The sequence below is a fragment of the Bradyrhizobium sp. USDA 4451 genome (assembly GCF_054822585.1).
The window spans coordinates 5,972,728-5,989,485 of record NZ_JBTRCH010000001.1; the positions used below are offsets into that span (position 1 = coordinate 5,972,728).

A 16,758-nucleotide genomic window follows, 5' to 3' on the forward strand; every position below is an offset into this window, starting at 1 on the left:
ACGCCACCACGGAACAAGCCAAGAACACGCTCCGGGACTTTTTCCGGGACTTTGCGCCGTCAGACCCTGATTTTTGCTGTCTTTCGGCCTGTTTTTGTTCGCGGAGCCCTATTCCGGTCGGCCCGCAAAACTCAAACAATTCAATGGGTTTACAGGTAAAAACACGGCCTGCGCCGCTTACGCATTCCAGTTCTGGAAGCTCGGATGCACCAGCGCCTCCGGCGCAATCGCGAGCACGATCAGCGCCGCCACCGCCAGCGTGCGGAAGGTGATGGCGCGGCGGTCGACCATCACCGCGATCAGCACCACCGCCGTCATGAAGAACGATCGCTGGGTCGCGACCTCGGCTCCCGACAGCAGCAGATAGAACGCCGCGGCGACGAGCGCAGCCGCCGCCGCCCATTTCTTGATCGGGTATCCCGCCGTCAGTGCCGGAAACAGCGCCAGCAGCGCGCGGATCGTGAAAAACACCACGCCCGCGACCACGGCCATGTGGTAGCCGGAGATCGACAGCACATGGCCGAGCCCCGAGATGAACATCGCATCGTTGACCGGCGTCGTGATCGCGTCGCGCCGGCCCGGTCAGCAGGGCGGTCGCGATCGCGCGCTGATCGCCGTCGAGCGTCGTGCGGATCCGCGCGTCGATGGCATCGCGCAGCCACTGCATGAAGGCGGCATAGCGGAGCGCGAGGCCGCCGGCGGCCGGCGGCTCCCTGGTCTTGACCGCGCCCATCGCGAAGCCGGAGGCGCCGATGCCCTGGAAATACAGGTCGCGGCCGAAATCATAGGAGCCCGGACGTTGCGGCCCGAGCGGCGGCATCAGCCGCGCCTTCAATTCCACGAAGCTGCCGACGTCAGGCGCGGTGCCCTTCTTCACCGAGAGCCTGACGCGCTCGAGTTTTGGCACCTCGCGCTGGCTCTCCATCGATACGACGCGCAGCACGAAGCGGTCGGTCTTCTCGCGGATATCGCGCGTCTCGACGAAGCCGGTCAGCGCTACGGAATATATCGGACGCGCCAGCACGCCGTGGGCGATCCGCGCCGTCTTCCATGTCGCCATCGCAAAGCCCGCAGCGACCGCAGCAAGCATCACGACGGCGGGAAACACGCTGCGCCGCCGCAGCAGCAGCGCCAGCAGGCAGAGCGCGATCGCGACGCTCGCCGCGACCGGCAGCACCGGCTCGTGCTCTGCCGCGAAGTAGAACGCAATGCCGGTGCCGAACGCCACCGGCACCCACGGCAACAGCCGTCCGGCGCCGGCTTCCGCGCGCGCCCATTGCCGCAAGGTCTCGACGTAAGGCCGCCAGATACTGGCACGTACCGGAAGATAGCTGCCAACCGGCGCAGCCGCGCGCGGCGGCCACGTCCCCGCGTAGCCGCGTTTGCCGCCCGGCGTCGTGCCCTGCTCCGCCATTCCGCTCGCGATCCCTGCCGGGCAGCAGGCTAGCGGATGCCGCAGTCACCCGACTAGCGGAACGGAACCGAAACACGCAACCGAAGGCTGTGACCTCCGGGGACAGCGGACGCGCTGAGGTGCGCTAGATCAACGGCGTCTGTGACGAGACGTGATGGCAGGCGATCTTCCAGCCGCCGTCCTCGCGCGCGATCACCCAGGTGATCTTGACGGCGAGCGAAGGCGCATCGCCGTCGAGAAAGAACGACGCGAAGCCCGCCATGTTGACGAGATCGGTATTCACCCGCTCGGTCCTGACCTCGCTGAAGCGAACGCGCGGCGCCTGCCAGCGCGGCAGGCCGTCGAAATAGGCTTTGACGCCGTCGCGGCCGCGATACAGCGTCGGGTTCGAGCCGAAGAAGAACGCGTGCTGCGAGTACAGCGCGGCAAGCGCCTCCGCGTCGAGCTTGCTGAACCCCGCGGACCATTTCGCGACAATGGCGGAGGCGATGTCGTCGCTTTCACTTGGCATCGATCGCCCCCGTCAGCTGTCCTTGCCGGACTGTTCCAGCCCTTGTCTAACCCTTGTCTAACCCTTGCCGCCGACTTCCTTGGCGAACGTGTCGCGCAGCCCGATGGTGCGATTGAACACGAGCCTGTCCGGCGTCGAATCCGCGTCGCGCACGAAATAGCCCTGCCGCTCGAACTGCATCACCTCGGGCGAATTGCTCTCGGCGATCGCAGGCTCGACCCGCGCGTCGGCCAACACTTCCAGCGACTGCGGATTGAGGTCGGCGACGAAATCGGCGGCGTTCGGGCTCGGATTGGCGAACAGCTGATTGTAGATCCGGATCTCCGCCGGCTTCGACTGCGCCGCCGGCAACCAGTGCATGGTCGCCTTGACCTTGCGGCCGTCCGGCGCGTTGCCGCCCTTGGTCGCGGGATCATACGTCGCGCGCAGCTCGACGATTTCGCCGGCGTCGTTCTTGATCACGCCGGTGCACTTGATGAAGTAGGCGTAACGCAGCCGCACCTCATTGCCGGGTGACAAACGGAAGAACTTCTTCGGCGGATTCTCCATGAAGTCGTCGCGCTCGATATAGAGCTCGCGGCCGAACGCGATTCTGCGCGTGCCGGCGTCCGGATTGTCGGGATGGTTGATCGCGTCGATCTCCTCGACCTGCCCTTCCGGATAGTTCTCGATCACCACCTTGAGCGGCCGCAGCACCGCCATGCGGCGCAGCGATGTGCGGTTCAGCTCCTCGCGGATGCAGAATTCGAGCATGCCGACATCGACCACGCTGTTGGCTTTGGCGACGCCGATGCGCTTGATGAATTCGCGCACCGCGGCCGGCGGCACGCCGCGGCGCTTGAGACCGGCGACGGTCGGCATCCGCGGATCGTCCCAGCCCGAGACGTGGCCATCACGGACCAGCTGGGTCAGCACACGCTTGGACAGCAGCGTGTAGGTCAGGTTCAGCCGTGCCATTTCGTACTGGCGCGGCTTCGAGGGCACCGGCAGCTTGTCGAGCAGCCACTCATAGAGCGGACGGTGATCCTCGAACTCCAGCGTACAGATCGAATGGGTGATGCCTTCGATCGCGTCCGACTGGCCGTGGGCGTAGTCGTAGCTCGGATAGATCGACCATTTGTCGCCGGTGCGCGGATGGTGGGCGTGCAGGATGCGGTACAGCACGGGATCGCGCAGGTTGATGTTGCCGGCCGCCATGTCGATCTTGGCGCGCAGCACGCGGGCGCCGTTGGGAAACTCTCCGGCCTTCATGCGGCGGAACAGGTCGAGGTTCTCCTCGACCGAGCGGTCGCGGAACGGCGAGTTCTTGCCTGGCTCGGTCAGGGTGCCGCGCGACGTGCGGATCTCCTCCTGCGACTGATCGTCGACATAGGCATAGCCGGCCTTGATCAGGCCTTCGGCCCAATCATACAGACGCTCGAAATAATCGGACGCGAAGAAGAGGTTGGTGCCCCAGTCGTAGCCGAGCCAATGGACGTCGGCCTGGATGGAGTCGATGTACTCCTGTTCCTCCTTGGTCGGGTTGGTGTCGTCGAAGCGCAAATTGCACTGGCCGCCGAACTCCTGCGCGATGCCGAAATTCAAGGCGATCGACTTGGCGTGGCCGATATGCAGGTAGCCGTTCGGCTCCGGCGGGAAGCGGGTCACGATCCGGTTGTGCCGGTGGGAGGAGAGATCGGCCTGGACGATGTCGCGGATGAAGTCGCGCCCTGCCTCTGCCGTCGTGTCAGTCGTCATCAAAGGGTTCCCTGGAGGAGTCAGTTCAACCTTCTGCCAAATTCGTGCCCTCCGGCCAAGCCTGGTTTGAAGCTGGTTTCAGGTCTGGTTTGGCGGGCAAAAGGCCAACCGAGGCTTTAGTTATGTCCGGTTCCTGCTATACACCACCGCCGTTCCCAGCATACGTCTCGTTCGATCATGACCAATCCCGTCGTTACCCGCTTCGCCCCCTCACCGACCGGCTTCCTCCATATCGGAGGTGCCCGCACCGCGCTGTTCAACTGGCTCTATGCCAGGAAGCTCGGCGGCAAGATGCTGCTCCGGATCGAGGACACCGACCGCGAACGCTCGACCAAGGAGGCGATCGACGCCATCCTGGACGGCTTGAAATGGCTGGAGCTCGACTGGGACGGCGACGTCATCTACCAGTTCAGCCGCGCCGCCCGCCATCGCGAGGTCGCCGAGGGCCTGCTCGCTGCCGGGCGGGCCTATTACTGCTACGCCACGCCGGAGGAACTGGCCGCGATGCGCGAAAAGGCCCGCGCCGAGGGCCGCACCCGTCTCTATGACGGCATGTGGCGCGACCGCGATCCGGCGACCGCGCCGTCCGACGTCAAGCCGACCATCCGCCTCAAGGCGCCGCAGACCGGCGAGACCGTGATCGAGGACCAGGTCCAGGGCCGCGTGGTCTGGCAGAACGAGAACCTCGACGACCTCGTGCTGCTGCGCGGCGACGGCACCCCGACCTACATGCTCGCGGTCGTGGTCGACGACCACGACATGGGCGTCACCCACATCATCCGCGGCGACGACCACCTGATCAACGCCGCGCGCCAGAAGCAGATCTACGACGCGCTGGAGTGGGAGCTGCCGAGCATGTCCCACATCCCGCTGATCCACGGCCCCGACGGCTCGAAACTATCGAAGCGGCACGGCGCGCTCGGCGTCGACGCCTACCGCGCGCTGGGCTATTTGCCGGCCGCCTTGCGCAACTACCTCGTCCGGCTCGGCTGGAGCCATGGCGACCAGGAGATCTTCTCGACCCAGGAGATGATCGACGCGTTCGACCTCTCGGGCATCGGCCGCTCGGCGGCGCGGTTCGATTTCGCCAAGCTGGAGAACCTCAACGGGCACTACATCCGGCAGAGCGACGATCAATCCCTCGTGACCCAGTTCGTGCGCGTGCTGGATTATGTTCCTGAGGGCGCCACGCTGAGGGCCAAGCTCAACGATACGACCCGTGCGCAATTGCTGCGGGCGATGCCGAGCCTGAAGGAGCGCGCCAAGACGCTGATCGAGCTGATCGCGGGCGCCTACTTCATCTTCGCCGATCGGCCGCTTGAGCTCGATCCGAAAGCGGCGGCGCTGCTCACGCCGGACACGCGCGCGCTGATCGGCCGCCTGCGAACTGCGCTGGAAGCCGTCAACGACTGGACGGCGGAAAGCACCGAGACCGCCATGCGGAATTTCGCCGAGCAGAACAATCTGAAACTCGGCGCCGTCGCCCAGCCGCTGCGCGTGGCGCTGACAGGACGCACAACGTCGCCGGGCATCTTCGACGTGCTGGCCGTCCTGGGACGCCAGGAGTGCCTCGCCCGCCTCGCCGATCAGGCGGCGTGATCCTGCATGGACCCCCTCCAGGGTCCATCTTGCAGCGCACATTGCAATGAGCTACCCATCCCCGGACGCCTTCTCAACAAGCCGTTCCGCCCCGCCATGGGCCGCAATTTAGCGACTGGGCAAGGTCGGTTTTCGCAACGAATTCATCGGGGATATCGCGATGGACGCAAAATCCAGCAAGACAGCCACACTCACCATCGGCAACAAGAACTACGATTTCCCGATCCTGAGCGGCACGGTTGGGCCTGATGTCATCGACATCGGCAAGCTCTACGGCCAGGCCGGGGTGTTCACCTACGACCCCGGCTTCACCTCGACCGGCAGCTGCCAGTCGAAGATCACCTACATCGACGGCGACGCCGGTATCCTCGAATACCGCGGCTATCCGATCGAGCAGCTCGCCGAGCACGGCGATTTCCTGGAGACCTGCTACCTCCTTCTCCGCGGGCAGCTTCCGACCCCGGCGCAGAAGAAGGAGTTCGACTACATGGTCACGCACCACACCATGGTGCATGAGCAAATGGCCCGCTTCTTCCAGGGCTTCCGCCGTGACGCGCATCCGATGGCAATCATGGTTGCCGCGGTCGGCGCGCTGGCTGCGTTCTATCACGACTCCACCGACATCAACGATCCGAAGCAGCGCGAGATCGCTTCGATCCGCATGATCGCGAAGATCCCGACCTTGGCTGCGATGGCCTACAAGTACACGGTCGGCCAGCCCTTCGTGTATCCGAAGAACTCGCTCTCGTTCGCCGAGAACTTCCTCAACATGTGCTTCGCGGTGCCCTGCGAAGACTACAAGATCAATCCCGTTCTCGCCGACGCGCTGGACAAGATCTTCATCCTGCACGCCGACCACGAGCAGAATGCCTCGACTTCGACGGTGCGTATCGCGGGCTCCTCGGGCGCCAACCCGTTCGCCTGCATCGCGGCCGGCATCGCCTGCCTGTGGGGACCGGCCCATGGTGGCGCCAACGAGGCCGCACTGGCGATGCTCGCCGACATCGGGACGGTCGACAAGATTCCCGACTTCATCGCCAAGGTGAAGGACAAGAACAGCGAAGTCCGCCTGATGGGCTTCGGTCACCGGGTCTACAAGAACTACGATCCGCGCGCCAAGATCATGCAGAAGATGTGTCACGCGGTGCTGAAGGAGACCGGGCACGGCGACGATCCGATGCTCAAGGTTGCGCTGGAGCTCGAGAAGATCGCGCTCAGCGACCCCTACTTCATCGATCGCAAGCTGTATCCGAACGTCGATTTCTATTCGGGCATCACGCTGAAGGCGATGGGCTTCCCGACCTCGATGTTCACCGTGCTGTTCGCGGTCGCCCGCACCGTCGGCTGGATCAGCCAGTGGAGCGAGATGATCGAGGATCCGCAGCAGAAGATCGGCCGTCCGCGCCAGCTCTACACCGGTGTCGCCCGCCGCGACTATGTGCCGATCGACAAGCGCAACTAAGCTGCATCACTGGGAATACCGAGACGGCGCCGTCACTCCCGATGGCGCCGTTTTCGTTTGCCGCGCGCAACCTCGGTTGCGAGCGCGTCGAGGCGCGGCAGCCAGAACGCCCTGAACCGGTCGAGCCAGTCGTCGACCTCGCGCAGCCGCCCCGGCTCTACCGCATAGATGCGGCGGGTACCGTCGGCGCGCACCGACGCAAAGCCGGCGTCCCGCAAGATCCGCAGCTGCTGCGAGACCGCCGACTGCGTGATGCCGAACTCGCGCTGCACGACCACGACGACCTCGCCCGAACTGTGCTCACCGGTCGCCAGCAACTCCAGGATGCGCCGGCGGACGGGGTCGCCGAGAATGTCGAAAGCGTGCATGGGCCGCTAGCCCCCGCCGCCCGGCTCGGGCTCGCCGCAGTAGAACGCTGTCGTGTTGGCCCCGGCCCTGCGCGCCGCCGCCTCGTCCGTGCCCGCCTTGATCGAGGCGCTGCACCAGTCCGCGCTGCTGCGGCGAATGAAGTCCTTGCCCTCCTCCGAGCCGGGCCACGCCGCCGCGGCCGCGCGATCGAACTGCCCGCCAGGGCCTGCGGCAATGTAGAGCGCGAGCCCCATCAGGGCGAGATCCCAGCCGACGCCGACGGCGCCGGGCCCATAGCGATCCCAGAAGTCGCCCTCGATCAGCGAGAGATGCTCCAGCTCGAGCCGCGTGCCGCCGGCATTGTCGTCAGTCAGGGTCACGGTGACCCAGCTGATCGTGCCCATCGCCTCCCAGGTCACCGCAAGCCTGCGCGGCGGTTCGCAGGTCGTGATCTCGCCGCCTGCCTGCCCCTGGAACTGGTAGCGGCCGCCCAACCTCAGATCTCCCGAGATCGGCAGGAACCAGCGCGGAATGCGCTCGGGATTGGTCAGCGCATCCCAGAGATCGGCGATATCGGTGTCGTAGCTCCGGGTCGCAATCACCGCCCGCGCGGGTTTGCCATCGCGTTCCCGGATGGCGACGTCGCGAACGACGGCTCCGACATAGGCAACCGGATCGATCTTCATGGCGGGCTCCACTAATAGTAACTATAGCTAATATTAGCGTTATCTAAAATTACAGCGCAAGCGAAACCGTTGCGGCAGGATGTCGCCGCGGACGAGGTCATGGATTGGCTAACTCGAACGCCGGTCCATCTCGGCCAGCACGATGTCGGCGGCGCGGACGCTGGGCGGCTGGTCGCCGGTCGACATCTTGCCGTCCATCGTCGCGAACGCCACGAGCTGCCGCAGCCGATCGGGCGAATCCTTGAGCACGTCGCCCAGTGCCGCCGCGAGCTTGTCCGGCGTGCAGTTCTCCTGCAGGAACTCGGGGATGATGTCGCTGCCGATCACGAGATTGGCGAGGATCACCGACGACACCCGGATGGCGCGGCGCAGGATGAACGCCTCGGCGGCGCCGACGCGATAGGCCGTCACCATCGGAATGCCCGACAGCGCGAGTTCCAGCGTCACCGTGCCCGACTTCGCGAGCGCCGCCCGGGCTGTGCGGAACGCGGCGCGCTTCTCGGTCTCGCCGATCGCAAGCCGCGGCACCACCGGCCACGACGCGGTGCCTTCGCGCACCATCGCCTCGAGATGCGGCATGGTGGGCAGGACGAGCTCGAACGGCGTCTGTGTGCTGAGCCGGCCGAGTGCCGCGCCGAACAGCGCGAGATGATGCCGGATCTCGCTGCGCCGGCTGCCCGGCAGAACCAGCAGGACCGGCGGTTGCGCGTCGCGCCGCTTCTGCTCCTCCTCGTTCGGCCGCAGCGCCGCAAGCTGCTCGGTCAGGGGATGACCGACATAGCTGCACGGCGGTCCTTGCAGCTTGCGGTATTCCTCCGGCTCGAACGGCAATAGCGCCAGCACGTGATCGACATAGGTTCGCATCGCGCGTGCCCTGCCCGGCCGCCAGGCCCACACCGATGGCGACACGTAGTCGACGATCGGAATGTCCGGATTGCGCACGCGAACGCGACGGGCGACGCGATGGGTGAAGTCGGGGCTGTCGATGATGACCAGCATGTCAGGCGCGTCGGCGAGCACGGCATCGGCGGTGCGGCGGATCAACCGCAGGATCTTCGGCAATTGCTTCACGACGGCGGCAAAGCCCATGATCGAGAGCTCCTCGATCGGAAACAGCGGCGTGATGCCCTCGCCGGTCATCGCGCGGCCGCCGACGCCGGAAAACGTCACGGCGTCGCCGAGACGTTCGCGCAGCACCTTCATCAGCGCCGCGCCGAGGCGATCACCGGATTCCTCGGTCGCGACGAGGAAGACCTTGCGGCTGGTGGTGGAACGAGGCGCCTGCATCAGCCGGCCAGCCCGATGACAAACAGACCTTTGGCGTCGGCAGTCTCGATCAGCGCCTGCGGCTCGGCCGCAAGCGTGTTGCCGGCGATCACCGCGATCCCCGCGATGCCGGCCGCCGCGGCGCCCTCGACCGTGCGCGGACCGATCGTCGGCAGATCGAAGCGCAGATCCTGCTTGCTCTTCGGCGCCTTCACCAGCACGCCGCGGCCGGCCTTGGCGCGGATACGTCCCTCGGCGCGCAGCCGGGCCACGCGCGCGAGCAAGCCGTCGGTGCCTTCGATGTCCTCGACCGCAACCACATGGCCGTCGATCACCACGGCCGCCTGGCCGATGTCGAACGGGCCGAGCGCGTCGAGCACGCCGCGGCCGCGCGCGATATCGGCGAGCGCGGCGCCGTCCGGCGTCATCCGCGTCACGGAGCCCTCCGGCATCAGGAGATCGGGGGCGACGTCCTTGATGCCGACCATGCGAAAGCCCTGCTGCTCGAGGATGCGCCCGACGCTCGACAGTAAATGATCGTCGCCGCCGCGAAAGGCGCGCACGACGTGGCCGAGCAGGCGCAGCGTGCCCCAGTCGAGCCGGATCTCCGACAGCGCGGGACGCACCAGGGTGCCGATGAAGATCAGGTCGCGGCAGCCTTCATCGCGGAACAGCCGGGTCGCCCGCCCGAGCTGGCCGACCGAGATCCAGCGGTGGCGAAACTTCTGCAAGCGCGCCGGATCGCAGGCGCCGCGCAGCGCGAACAGCACCGGCGTGATGCCGCGTGCGGCGAGCTGATCGGCAACTGCGAACGGCATGGCGCCGCCGCCGGCAATCACGCCGACCGGCGAGGAAAGCGAGGGAGCCGCGGACGTCATGCTGGCGGCCATCCCCTGCTCATTTGCTATCGGCGGGAAGACAGAGCGGCCGTTGCTTGCCGCCCTCGATGAAGGTGAGGATTTCCGCGATCGCGGGATCCTCGCTCGCGAGCGGCTGCACCGCGGCCAGCCGCTCGGCGAAGACGCCGCGGCCGTGGAACAGCTTTTGATAGAACGCTCGCACCGTGGCCAGCCGCGCCTTGGTGAACTGGCGCCGTCGCATGCCGATGATGTTGAGGCCTTCGAGCGCCGCGTACTGACCGTTGGCCAATCCGAACGGAATGATGTCACCGCGCACGCCGCAGACGCCGCCGATCATCACCTGCGAACCAACGCGGGTGAACTGGTGCACCGCCGACAAGCCGCCGATATAGACGAAGTCGCCGATCTCGCAGTGACCGCCGAGCGTCGCCGAGGTCGCGAAGATCGCGTTGTTGCCGACCATGCAGTCATGGCCGACATGGCTGTTGTTCATGAAGAAGCCGCGGTCGCCGACGCGGGTGAGCCCGCCGCCCTTGATCGTGCCGACATTCATCGTCACGCCCTCGCGGATCGTGCAGGCCTCGCCGACCTCGAGACGGGTCGGCTCGCCGCGATAGCTGAGATCCTGCGGCGGCCCGCCGAGCGCGGCAAATGGCGAGATGACGCAGCCGGCGCCGATCTTGGTGTGGCCGCTGATGGTGACATGCGCGATCAGCTTGCAGTTCACGCCGAGCACGACATTGGGGCCGATGATGCAGTACGGACCGATCTCGGTGCCGGCCCCGATCACAGCGCCATCCGCAATCCGCGCAGTGGGGTCGATCATGCTCATGCAGTACAGATCCGGAATTCGTTAATGGCGCCAAAGCGCTACGCTGTCGATTGGGCGGTCGTTAGCGCGACTTTGCCCGCCCTGTCCAGTGACGTATCATGACCACCTGTTGCAAGAGAAGGTCGCAACCGATCCCATGGCCGGGCCGCCGCGCTGATCCTCAGCCTGTTCTCTCTGCCGATCGGCCCGGAGACGGTCGATCTCGGCAACAGCACGACGGTCGATCTTTCGCGCTTCGACTGCCGCGACATCAATCGCAGCACGATGGTGCAGCGGGTCTGCTACAGCGCCGGCGAGCGCACGCTGCTGGTCGCGGTCAGGGGCAGCACCCAGCGCTATTGCGGCGTCCCCAGCGCGACCTTCGACGCACTGATGAGCGCGCCGTCGATGGGCGTCTACCTCAATCGCGTGTTACGGATCGCGGGCGCCGACGGCCGATATGGCTGCGCGAGGTCGTAACGGCTAGCGCCTTTCCCGCTCGGATGGAATCGGAGCGGGGGCTCCAGATTCTTGTTTTGACGCATTTCTTTACGCGAACCGGTTTCCACTTCGCTCGAAAATGCACTGGTCGAGTCAATCCGTCAGCATCGCGCCGACATCGGCTTCGGCGACGACCTGGCCATTGACCTTGGCATCGCCGTGAAACCACCACATCGTCTTGCGGCGGCCGAGCGAGCGCATGTGGTACTCGATGGTGTCGCCGGGCATCACCGGCTTCCTGAACTTGCACTTATCGATGGTGAGGAAGTACACCGCGCGCGGCTTCGCGGTGCCTTCGACCGACTTGATGCCGATCACGCCGGCGGTCTGCGCCATCGCCTCGATCATCATCACGCCGGGATATACCGGCCGCTCCGGGAAATGTCCCTGGAACGGCGGCTCGTTGAAGGTGACGTTCTTGATGCCGATGCCGCTGTAGTCGGTGCGGATCTTGATCACGCGGTCGATCAGCAGCATCGGAAAACGATGCGGGAGCGTCTTCAGGATATCGTTGATATCCACGAGCTCGAATTTGACCGGTGCCTCCTCCATCACTCCTGTTCCTTGCCTTTGGCTTCATTGTCGCGCACCAGGCGCTCCACCGCGAGAATTTCCCTGAACCACTGCTTGGTCGGCTTGGCGAAATGCCCGCCCCAGCGGCCGTTGGGCGGGATGTCGTCCTTGACCGCGCTCATCGCCGTCACCTGGGCGCCGTCGCCGATCTTGAGGTGGTTGTTGATGCCCACCTTGGCGCCGAGCGCGACATTGTCGCCGATGGTCAGGCTGCCGGCGAGCCCGATCTGGGCCGCGAGCAGGCAGTGCCGGCCGATCGTCACATTGTGGCCGATCTGGACCTGATTGTCGATTTTGGTGCCCTCGCCGATCACGGTGTCGCGCAGCGAGCCGCGGTCGATGGTCGAGGCGGCGCCGACCTCGACATTGTTCTGGATCACCACGCGGCCGGTCTGCGGCACCTTCACGTGCCCGGCCGGCCCGAAGAAGATGAAGCCGTAGCCGTCCTGGCCGATGTTGCAGCCTGGATGGATCAGCACGTTGTTGCCGATCAGCGCGAACTGAATGGTGGTCTTGGCGCCGACATTGCAGTCGCGGCCGATCTTGACGTCGGCGCCGATCACCGCGCCGGCACCGATGATGGTGCCGGCGCCGATCTCGACCCGCGGGCCGATCACGACCAAGGGATCGACGATGACGCCGTCCTCGAGACGCGCGGTGGGATCGATGATCGCCGACGGGGCGATGCCCTCGGTGTCGAACCAGGATTGCGGCCGCAGCGCGTCGGCATGCCAATCGCGGGCCAGTTCGACGAACGCGAAGAACGGCTTGGCAATCCGCAGCACCGCCGTGCCCTTCGGCACTTGCGCCTCGAAGCGCGGGCTGACCAGGCAAGCGCCGGCCTTGGTCGCGGCCAGCTGGTCGGCGTATTTGAGATTGTCGAAGAACGCGAGATGCATCGGACCGGCCTCGTCGAGCGAGGCCAGCCCCCTGATCTGAAGCGCGCCCCTTTCGGGGTCGACCAGTTGCGCCTTCGTCAGCGCGGCAATGTCAGCCAGCGATGACGAAGGAGGACTTTTGAAGAAGCTCGGCTGCGCCATTCCATCCGTCGCAGTCCGGTCGAGCAGCGGTATTAGAACGTCGTACCGCCGCCAAACCGGAATTCTTGCACGCGGTCATACGCACCCTTGGTCAGCGGCACCGCATAGTCGAAGCGCAGCGGACCAAACGGCGACTGCCAGATCAGACCGACACCGACCGAGGTACGGACAACCTTGCTGTCGTCATACTGCAGGCCAAGGCAGGTGCCCGGAGACGGCGGGTTGTTGGTCGGCTTGATACAGCCGGGCGTGTTGACCTCGCCCGTCGCCGTCCACGACGTCGGACCCTGGTAGTCGTACAGGCCGCCGGCGTCGGCATAGACCGCGCCCTTGAGCCCGACTTCCTTCGGCAGGAACCAGAACGGCATCTGCAATTCCGCCGACACGCCCCAGTACTTGGTGCCGCCGATGGCGTCCTGGGTGCCGTAGGGATTGATGTCGCGCGGACCGATGCCGTTCGGCGCGAAGCCGCGGACCAGGTTCGGACCCATCTGGAAGTGATCCAGCATGCGCAGCTCGGTGCTGCCCATCTTGTTCAGGATACCGCCCTGGGCGTGGATCACGCCGACGATGTCGGAGACCAGCGGGGTGTAGTACTTCGCGTCGATCGCGCTCTTGATGTAGCTGACGTCGCCGCCAACGCCCGCGAAGTCCTGCTTGAAGTCGATGATCAGGCCGTCGGTCGGGTTCTTGTTGTTGTCGAGCGTGTTGTAGTTGAGCGTGTAGCCCAGTGCCGAGGTGATGGTCGCACCGGCCGCCAGCTCCTTGCGGACCGGCAGCGAGGCTTCGCCGTCGCTGTAGCACCACAGGCCGTTGGCCGAGGCGTCGGTGGCACCGAGCGCGTTGGCGGCGGCTGCGCCGTTCGCCTGCACCCAGGCCGGCGACGGGTTGAACGCCAGCAAGCCGTTGCTGGTGTTCATGTTACAGTTGGCCAGCGTCGACGGCAGGGTGATTTCCTGCTGATAGATCGAGTAGCGCAGCTGCAGCGACAGGTCTTCCCGCAGGCTGAAGCCGAGGCGCGGGCTGAAGCCGAGCGTCTTCGTGCCGTAGGCGATGTAGCTGTTGGACAGCTGCTGGCGCTGATAGAAGTCGAGGCCGAGCGCGACGCGGTAGTCGAGCAGATAGGGCTCGACGAACGACAGCGAGTAGCCGCGGGCATACTGGCCGTAGGTCACCGACGCCTTCGCGAACAGGCCGCGGCCGAGCAGGTTGCGCTCGGAGACGCTGACTTCGGCCAGCGCGCCGTCGGTGGTCGAATAGCCGCCCGACACCGAGAAGTCGCCGGTCGACTTCTCCTCGAGATCGACGATCAGGATGACGCGATCGCTGGAGGAGCCCGGCTCGGTGGTGATCTTCACCGTCTTGAAGAAGTCGAGGTTCTTCAGCCGGCGCTCGGCGCGGTCGACCAGCGCGCGGTTGTAGGCGTCGCCTTCCGAGATGTCGAATTCGCGGCGGATCACGTAGTCGCGGGTGCGGCTGTTGCCGCGGATGTTGATGCGCTCGATATAGGTGCGCGGGCCTTCGTCGATCGCGAAGGTGATCGACACCGTGTGATTGTCGAAATTGCGATCGCCGCGCGGCCGCACAACCGCGAAGGCGTAGCCGCGGCGGGACGCCTCGATCTGCATTTCCTCGACCGACTTCTCCAGCGCCTCGGCGTTGTAGAGCGAGCCGACATTGACGCGCGAATAGGAGCGCAGCGCGTTCGGATCGAGCGTATTGATCGACGAGGTGAAGTTGACGGATGCGACGCGATACTGCTGGCCCTCTTCGATCTTGAAGGTGACCAGGAAGCCCTTCTTGTCGGGATCGTATTCGGTCAGCGCGGCGACGACCTGGACGTCGGCATAGCCGTTCTTGAGGTAGAAGCGGCGCAGCAGGTCGCGGTCGGCCTCGACCCGGTCGGGGTCGTAGACGTCGTTGCCGCCGAGGAAGCTCAGCAGGTTCGATTCGCGGGTCTTGATGACGTCGCGCAGGCGGGACGCCGAATAGGCATTGTTGCCGATGAATTCGATCGACCGCACGCCGGTCTTCACGCCTTCATTGACCTCGAAGATCAGGTCGACGCGGTTGTTCGGCTGCTCGATGATCTGCGGATTGACCCGCACGTCGTAACGGCCGGAGCGGCGGTAGATTTCAGCGATGCGCAGCGCATCCGACTGGACCATCGGGCGCGAGAAGGTGCCGCGCGGCTTGGACTGGACTTCGGCGGTGAGCTGCTCGTCCTTGATCTTCTTGTTGCCCTCGAAGGCAACGCGGCCGATCACCGGGTTCTCGACCACGACCACGACGAGGCGGCCGCCCCGTTGATCGATATGAACGTCCTGAAACAGGCCGGTCTCGATCAGCGCTTTCAGGCCGTCGTCGATCTGGGCCTGGCCCAGCCGACCGCCCGGTCCGGGATGGAAGTAGGAGCGGATGGTTTCGAGCTCAACGCGGCGGTTCCCCTCCACCGTGATCGAATCGACGGTCTGCGCTTGCGCAGGCGCAGACACAGCTACGGCCGCCAAGGTGGCAGCCACCGGCACGGCGAACATGACCAAGGCGGCGAACAGCCCCCCCCTCACTCGCATTCCAAACATCATGCGCAACGCGCCCTTATCTTAGCAATGCCGGATCGTTCCCCAACGACCCGACAGATTCCCAACCTGCCGCTCAGCTTGTAACCAAATTTGCCAAGGGGGCAAACTTACTACAGCAGAACATTTCCATTTTCGTACCAAGACGTTGCCCATTGGCAACGCCACAAAAAAGCCTGCTTCAGGACCCGGCGATCCTGAGGATGTCGTTATAGGTCGCAAACACCATCAACATCAGAACCAAACCCAGCCCGATTCGGAAACCCACCTCCTGCGTCCGCTCCGACAACGGGCGGCCGCGAAGCGCCTCCGCGCTGTAGAACAAGAGGTGTCCGCCATCCAAAAGCGGGATCGGGAACAGGTTCAGCAGGCCGATCGAGACCGACAGGATGGCGCAGAGATTGACCACGAACTGGAACCCGGCACTCGCGGCCTGCCCCGACAGCTTGGCGATTCCGATGACCCCGCTCACCTCGCCCGGATTACCGGTCCCGACGAACAGCGACCCCAGGAACTTGAAGGTGCTGGCAATGATGTACCAGACCTGCTCGACGCCGATCTTCAGGGCCTCGAAGACGCCGACCGGGGCGCTGGATGCCTCGCCGACCTGAGCCTTATGCTCGATTCCGAGCACGCCGATTCGGTGGGCATTGCCGAACGGGTCCTTGACCTCCTTCAGCGCCGGCGCCGCCTTGAGCGAAACAATCGCGCCATCCCGCTTCACCTTGAAGCCAAGCTCTGAACCAGCGTTCGACGCTACGATCCGTTGCATGTCGGCAAAGCTCTGGATCGCGCTGCCGTCGATCTCCACGACGACGTCGCCAACCTTGAAACCTGCATTCGCCGCGACGCTCTCGGCCACCAGGCCGTCAACCCGGGCGATCGTGCTCGGCTTGCCGTAATAAAGCGCCATGCCTGCGAAAATCAGGGCGCCGAGGATGAAATTCGCGACCGGGCCCGCCGCAACGATGGCCGTGCGCTTGCCGACCGACTTGTGATGGAAGCTGCCCTCGCGCTCCTCCGCCGTCATGGCGGCGAGCGTCTCGGCCTGCGGCGTCGATGCCTCGCTGTCATCACCGAAGAACTTGACGTAACCGCCGAGCGGGATGGCCGAGATCTTCCAGCGCGTGCCATGCCGGTCATTGAAGCCGGCAAGCTCCGGTCCGAAGCCCAGCGAGAAGGTCAGAACCTTCACGCCAGCCCAGCGCGCGACCAGAAAGTGGCCGAGCTCGTGAAAGAAGACGACGATGGTCAGGACGAACAGGAAAGGAACGATGTAACCCAGGAGCCCATGGCTCAACGCATTGATACTGTGAAGAAAATACTCGGGCATCAGATTCCCCTCGACAAGAGCCATCAGGCTCCGTCCCC

At 65.2% G+C, this 16,758-nt stretch carries 14 protein-coding genes and 1 pseudogene; 3 read left to right on the forward strand and 12 right to left on the reverse strand.

All coding sequences use genetic code 11. From position 1 onward, the window contains the following. Positions 1-192: 192 nt before the first annotated feature. The 3 genes and pseudogenes from ACVMB0_RS27615 to ACVMB0_RS27625 all read right to left on the reverse strand — a co-directional run. Positions 193-1,414 (reverse strand): annotated as a pseudogene (locus tag ACVMB0_RS27615) (ComEC/Rec2 family competence protein); the annotation flags it as partial. 124 nt (positions 1,415-1,538) lie between these two features. After that, positions 1,539-1,925, reverse strand: coding sequence for a YybH family protein (locus ACVMB0_RS27620; RefSeq protein WP_461348273.1), 387 nt, complete (start codon positions 1,923-1,925; stop codon positions 1,539-1,541). Positions 1,926-1,982: 57 nt separating this feature from the next. Then, the gene (locus ACVMB0_RS27625; protein WP_461348274.1) at positions 1,983-3,662 is read right to left on the reverse strand and encodes a glutamine--tRNA ligase/YqeY domain fusion protein; all 1,680 of its coding nucleotides are present in this window, start codon (positions 3,660-3,662) and stop codon (positions 1,983-1,985) included. 177 nt (positions 3,663-3,839) lie between these two features. Between ACVMB0_RS27625 and gltX the strand changes: the two genes are divergently transcribed. Both gltX and gltA read left to right on the forward strand, forming a co-directional pair. Continuing rightward, complete coding sequence (gene gltX / locus ACVMB0_RS27630) at positions 3,840-5,261, forward strand: glutamate--tRNA ligase (RefSeq protein ID WP_461348275.1); 1,422 nt, start codon at positions 3,840-3,842, stop codon at positions 5,259-5,261. A gap of 160 nt (positions 5,262-5,421) precedes the next feature. Then, the gene (gene gltA, locus ACVMB0_RS27635; protein WP_456754584.1) at positions 5,422-6,723 is read left to right on the forward strand and encodes a citrate synthase; all 1,302 of its coding nucleotides are present in this window, start codon (positions 5,422-5,424) and stop codon (positions 6,721-6,723) included. A gap of 32 nt (positions 6,724-6,755) precedes the next feature. Here gltA and ACVMB0_RS27640 read toward each other — a convergent pair whose 3' ends face one another. From ACVMB0_RS27640 to lpxA, 5 genes are all read right to left on the reverse strand, one after another. Then, a complete protein-coding gene (locus ACVMB0_RS27640) occupies positions 6,756-7,091 on the reverse strand; it encodes an ArsR/SmtB family transcription factor (RefSeq protein WP_456754583.1) in 336 nt (111 codons plus the stop codon). Positions 7,092-7,097: 6 nt separating this feature from the next. After that, positions 7,098-7,757: an SRPBCC family protein gene (locus ACVMB0_RS27645; RefSeq protein ID WP_461348276.1), complete on the reverse strand. Its 660-nt coding sequence runs from the start codon at positions 7,755-7,757 to the stop codon at positions 7,098-7,100. 108 nt (positions 7,758-7,865) lie between these two features. Then, a complete protein-coding gene (gene lpxB, locus ACVMB0_RS27650) occupies positions 7,866-9,044 on the reverse strand; it encodes a lipid-A-disaccharide synthase (RefSeq protein WP_461348277.1) in 1,179 nt (392 codons plus the stop codon). Further along, the gene (locus tag ACVMB0_RS27655) at positions 9,044-9,901 is read right to left on the reverse strand and encodes an LpxI family protein (RefSeq protein WP_461348278.1); all 858 of its coding nucleotides are present in this window, start codon (positions 9,899-9,901) and stop codon (positions 9,044-9,046) included. The genes lpxB and ACVMB0_RS27655 overlap by 1 nt, the downstream gene beginning before the upstream one ends. A gap of 19 nt (positions 9,902-9,920) precedes the next feature. Then, the gene (gene lpxA / locus ACVMB0_RS27660; RefSeq protein ID WP_461348279.1) at positions 9,921-10,715 is read right to left on the reverse strand and encodes an acyl-ACP--UDP-N-acetylglucosamine O-acyltransferase; all 795 of its coding nucleotides are present in this window, start codon (positions 10,713-10,715) and stop codon (positions 9,921-9,923) included. A gap of 267 nt (positions 10,716-10,982) precedes the next feature. Between lpxA and ACVMB0_RS27665 the strand changes: the two genes are divergently transcribed. Continuing rightward, positions 10,983-11,174: a KTSC domain-containing protein gene (locus ACVMB0_RS27665; RefSeq protein ID WP_461348280.1), complete on the forward strand. Its 192-nt coding sequence runs from the start codon at positions 10,983-10,985 to the stop codon at positions 11,172-11,174. A gap of 114 nt (positions 11,175-11,288) precedes the next feature. Here ACVMB0_RS27665 and fabZ read toward each other — a convergent pair whose 3' ends face one another. From fabZ to rseP, 4 genes are all read right to left on the reverse strand, one after another. Next, positions 11,289-11,747 (reverse strand): 3-hydroxyacyl-ACP dehydratase FabZ, encoded by a 459-nt coding sequence (fabZ, locus tag ACVMB0_RS27670; RefSeq protein ID WP_456754578.1) that lies wholly within the window; start codon positions 11,745-11,747, stop codon positions 11,289-11,291. Then, entirely contained in the window at positions 11,747-12,808 is a 1,062-nt protein-coding gene (gene lpxD / locus ACVMB0_RS27675; protein ID WP_456798020.1) for a UDP-3-O-(3-hydroxymyristoyl)glucosamine N-acyltransferase, read from the reverse strand. The genes fabZ and lpxD overlap by 1 nt, the downstream gene beginning before the upstream one ends. Before the next feature lie 32 nt (positions 12,809-12,840). Next, positions 12,841-15,393, reverse strand: coding sequence for an outer membrane protein assembly factor BamA (bamA, locus tag ACVMB0_RS27680; RefSeq protein WP_456754576.1), 2,553 nt, complete (start codon positions 15,391-15,393; stop codon positions 12,841-12,843). 175 nt (positions 15,394-15,568) lie between these two features. Continuing rightward, positions 15,569-16,720, reverse strand: a complete 1,152-nt coding sequence (rseP, locus tag ACVMB0_RS27685) for an RIP metalloprotease RseP (protein WP_456754575.1) — start codon at positions 16,718-16,720, stop codon at positions 15,569-15,571. Between the last annotated feature and the right edge of the window lie 38 nt (positions 16,721-16,758).

Bases quoted from the DNA above. Each gene is read 5' to 3' on its own strand.
- gltA (WP_456754584.1), top strand. From the start codon at position 5,422: ATGGACGCAAAATCCAGCAAGACAGCCACACTCACCATCGGCAACAAG.
- ACVMB0_RS27640 (WP_456754583.1), bottom strand. From the start codon at position 7,091: ATGCACGCTTTCGACATTCTCGGCGACCCCGTCCGCCGGCGCATCCTG.
- ACVMB0_RS27645 (WP_461348276.1), bottom strand. From the start codon at position 7,757: ATGAAGATCGATCCGGTTGCCTATGTCGGAGCCGTCGTTCGCGACGTC.
- lpxA (WP_461348279.1), bottom strand. From the start codon at position 10,715: ATGAGCATGATCGACCCCACTGCGCGGATTGCGGATGGCGCTGTGATC.
- bamA (WP_456754576.1), bottom strand. From the start codon at position 15,393: ATGATGTTTGGAATGCGAGTGAGGGGGGGGCTGTTCGCCGCCTTGGTC.
- rseP (WP_456754575.1), bottom strand. From the start codon at position 16,720: ATGCCCGAGTATTTTCTTCACAGTATCAATGCGTTGAGCCATGGGCTC.
- lpxB (WP_461348277.1), bottom strand. From the start codon at position 9,044: ATGCAGGCGCCTCGTTCCACCACCAGCCGCAAGGTCTTCCTCGTCGCG.
- ACVMB0_RS27655 (WP_461348278.1), bottom strand. From the start codon at position 9,901: ATGACGTCCGCGGCTCCCTCGCTTTCCTCGCCGGTCGGCGTGATTGCC.
- fabZ (WP_456754578.1), bottom strand. From the start codon at position 11,747: ATGGAGGAGGCACCGGTCAAATTCGAGCTCGTGGATATCAACGATATC.
- ACVMB0_RS27620 (WP_461348273.1), bottom strand. From the start codon at position 1,925: ATGCCAAGTGAAAGCGACGACATCGCCTCCGCCATTGTCGCGAAATGG.
- lpxD (WP_456798020.1), bottom strand. From the start codon at position 12,808: ATGGCGCAGCCGAGCTTCTTCAAAAGTCCTCCTTCGTCATCGCTGGCT.
- ACVMB0_RS27625 (WP_461348274.1), bottom strand. From the start codon at position 3,662: ATGACGACTGACACGACGGCAGAGGCAGGGCGCGACTTCATCCGCGAC.
- gltX (WP_461348275.1), top strand. From the start codon at position 3,840: ATGACCAATCCCGTCGTTACCCGCTTCGCCCCCTCACCGACCGGCTTC.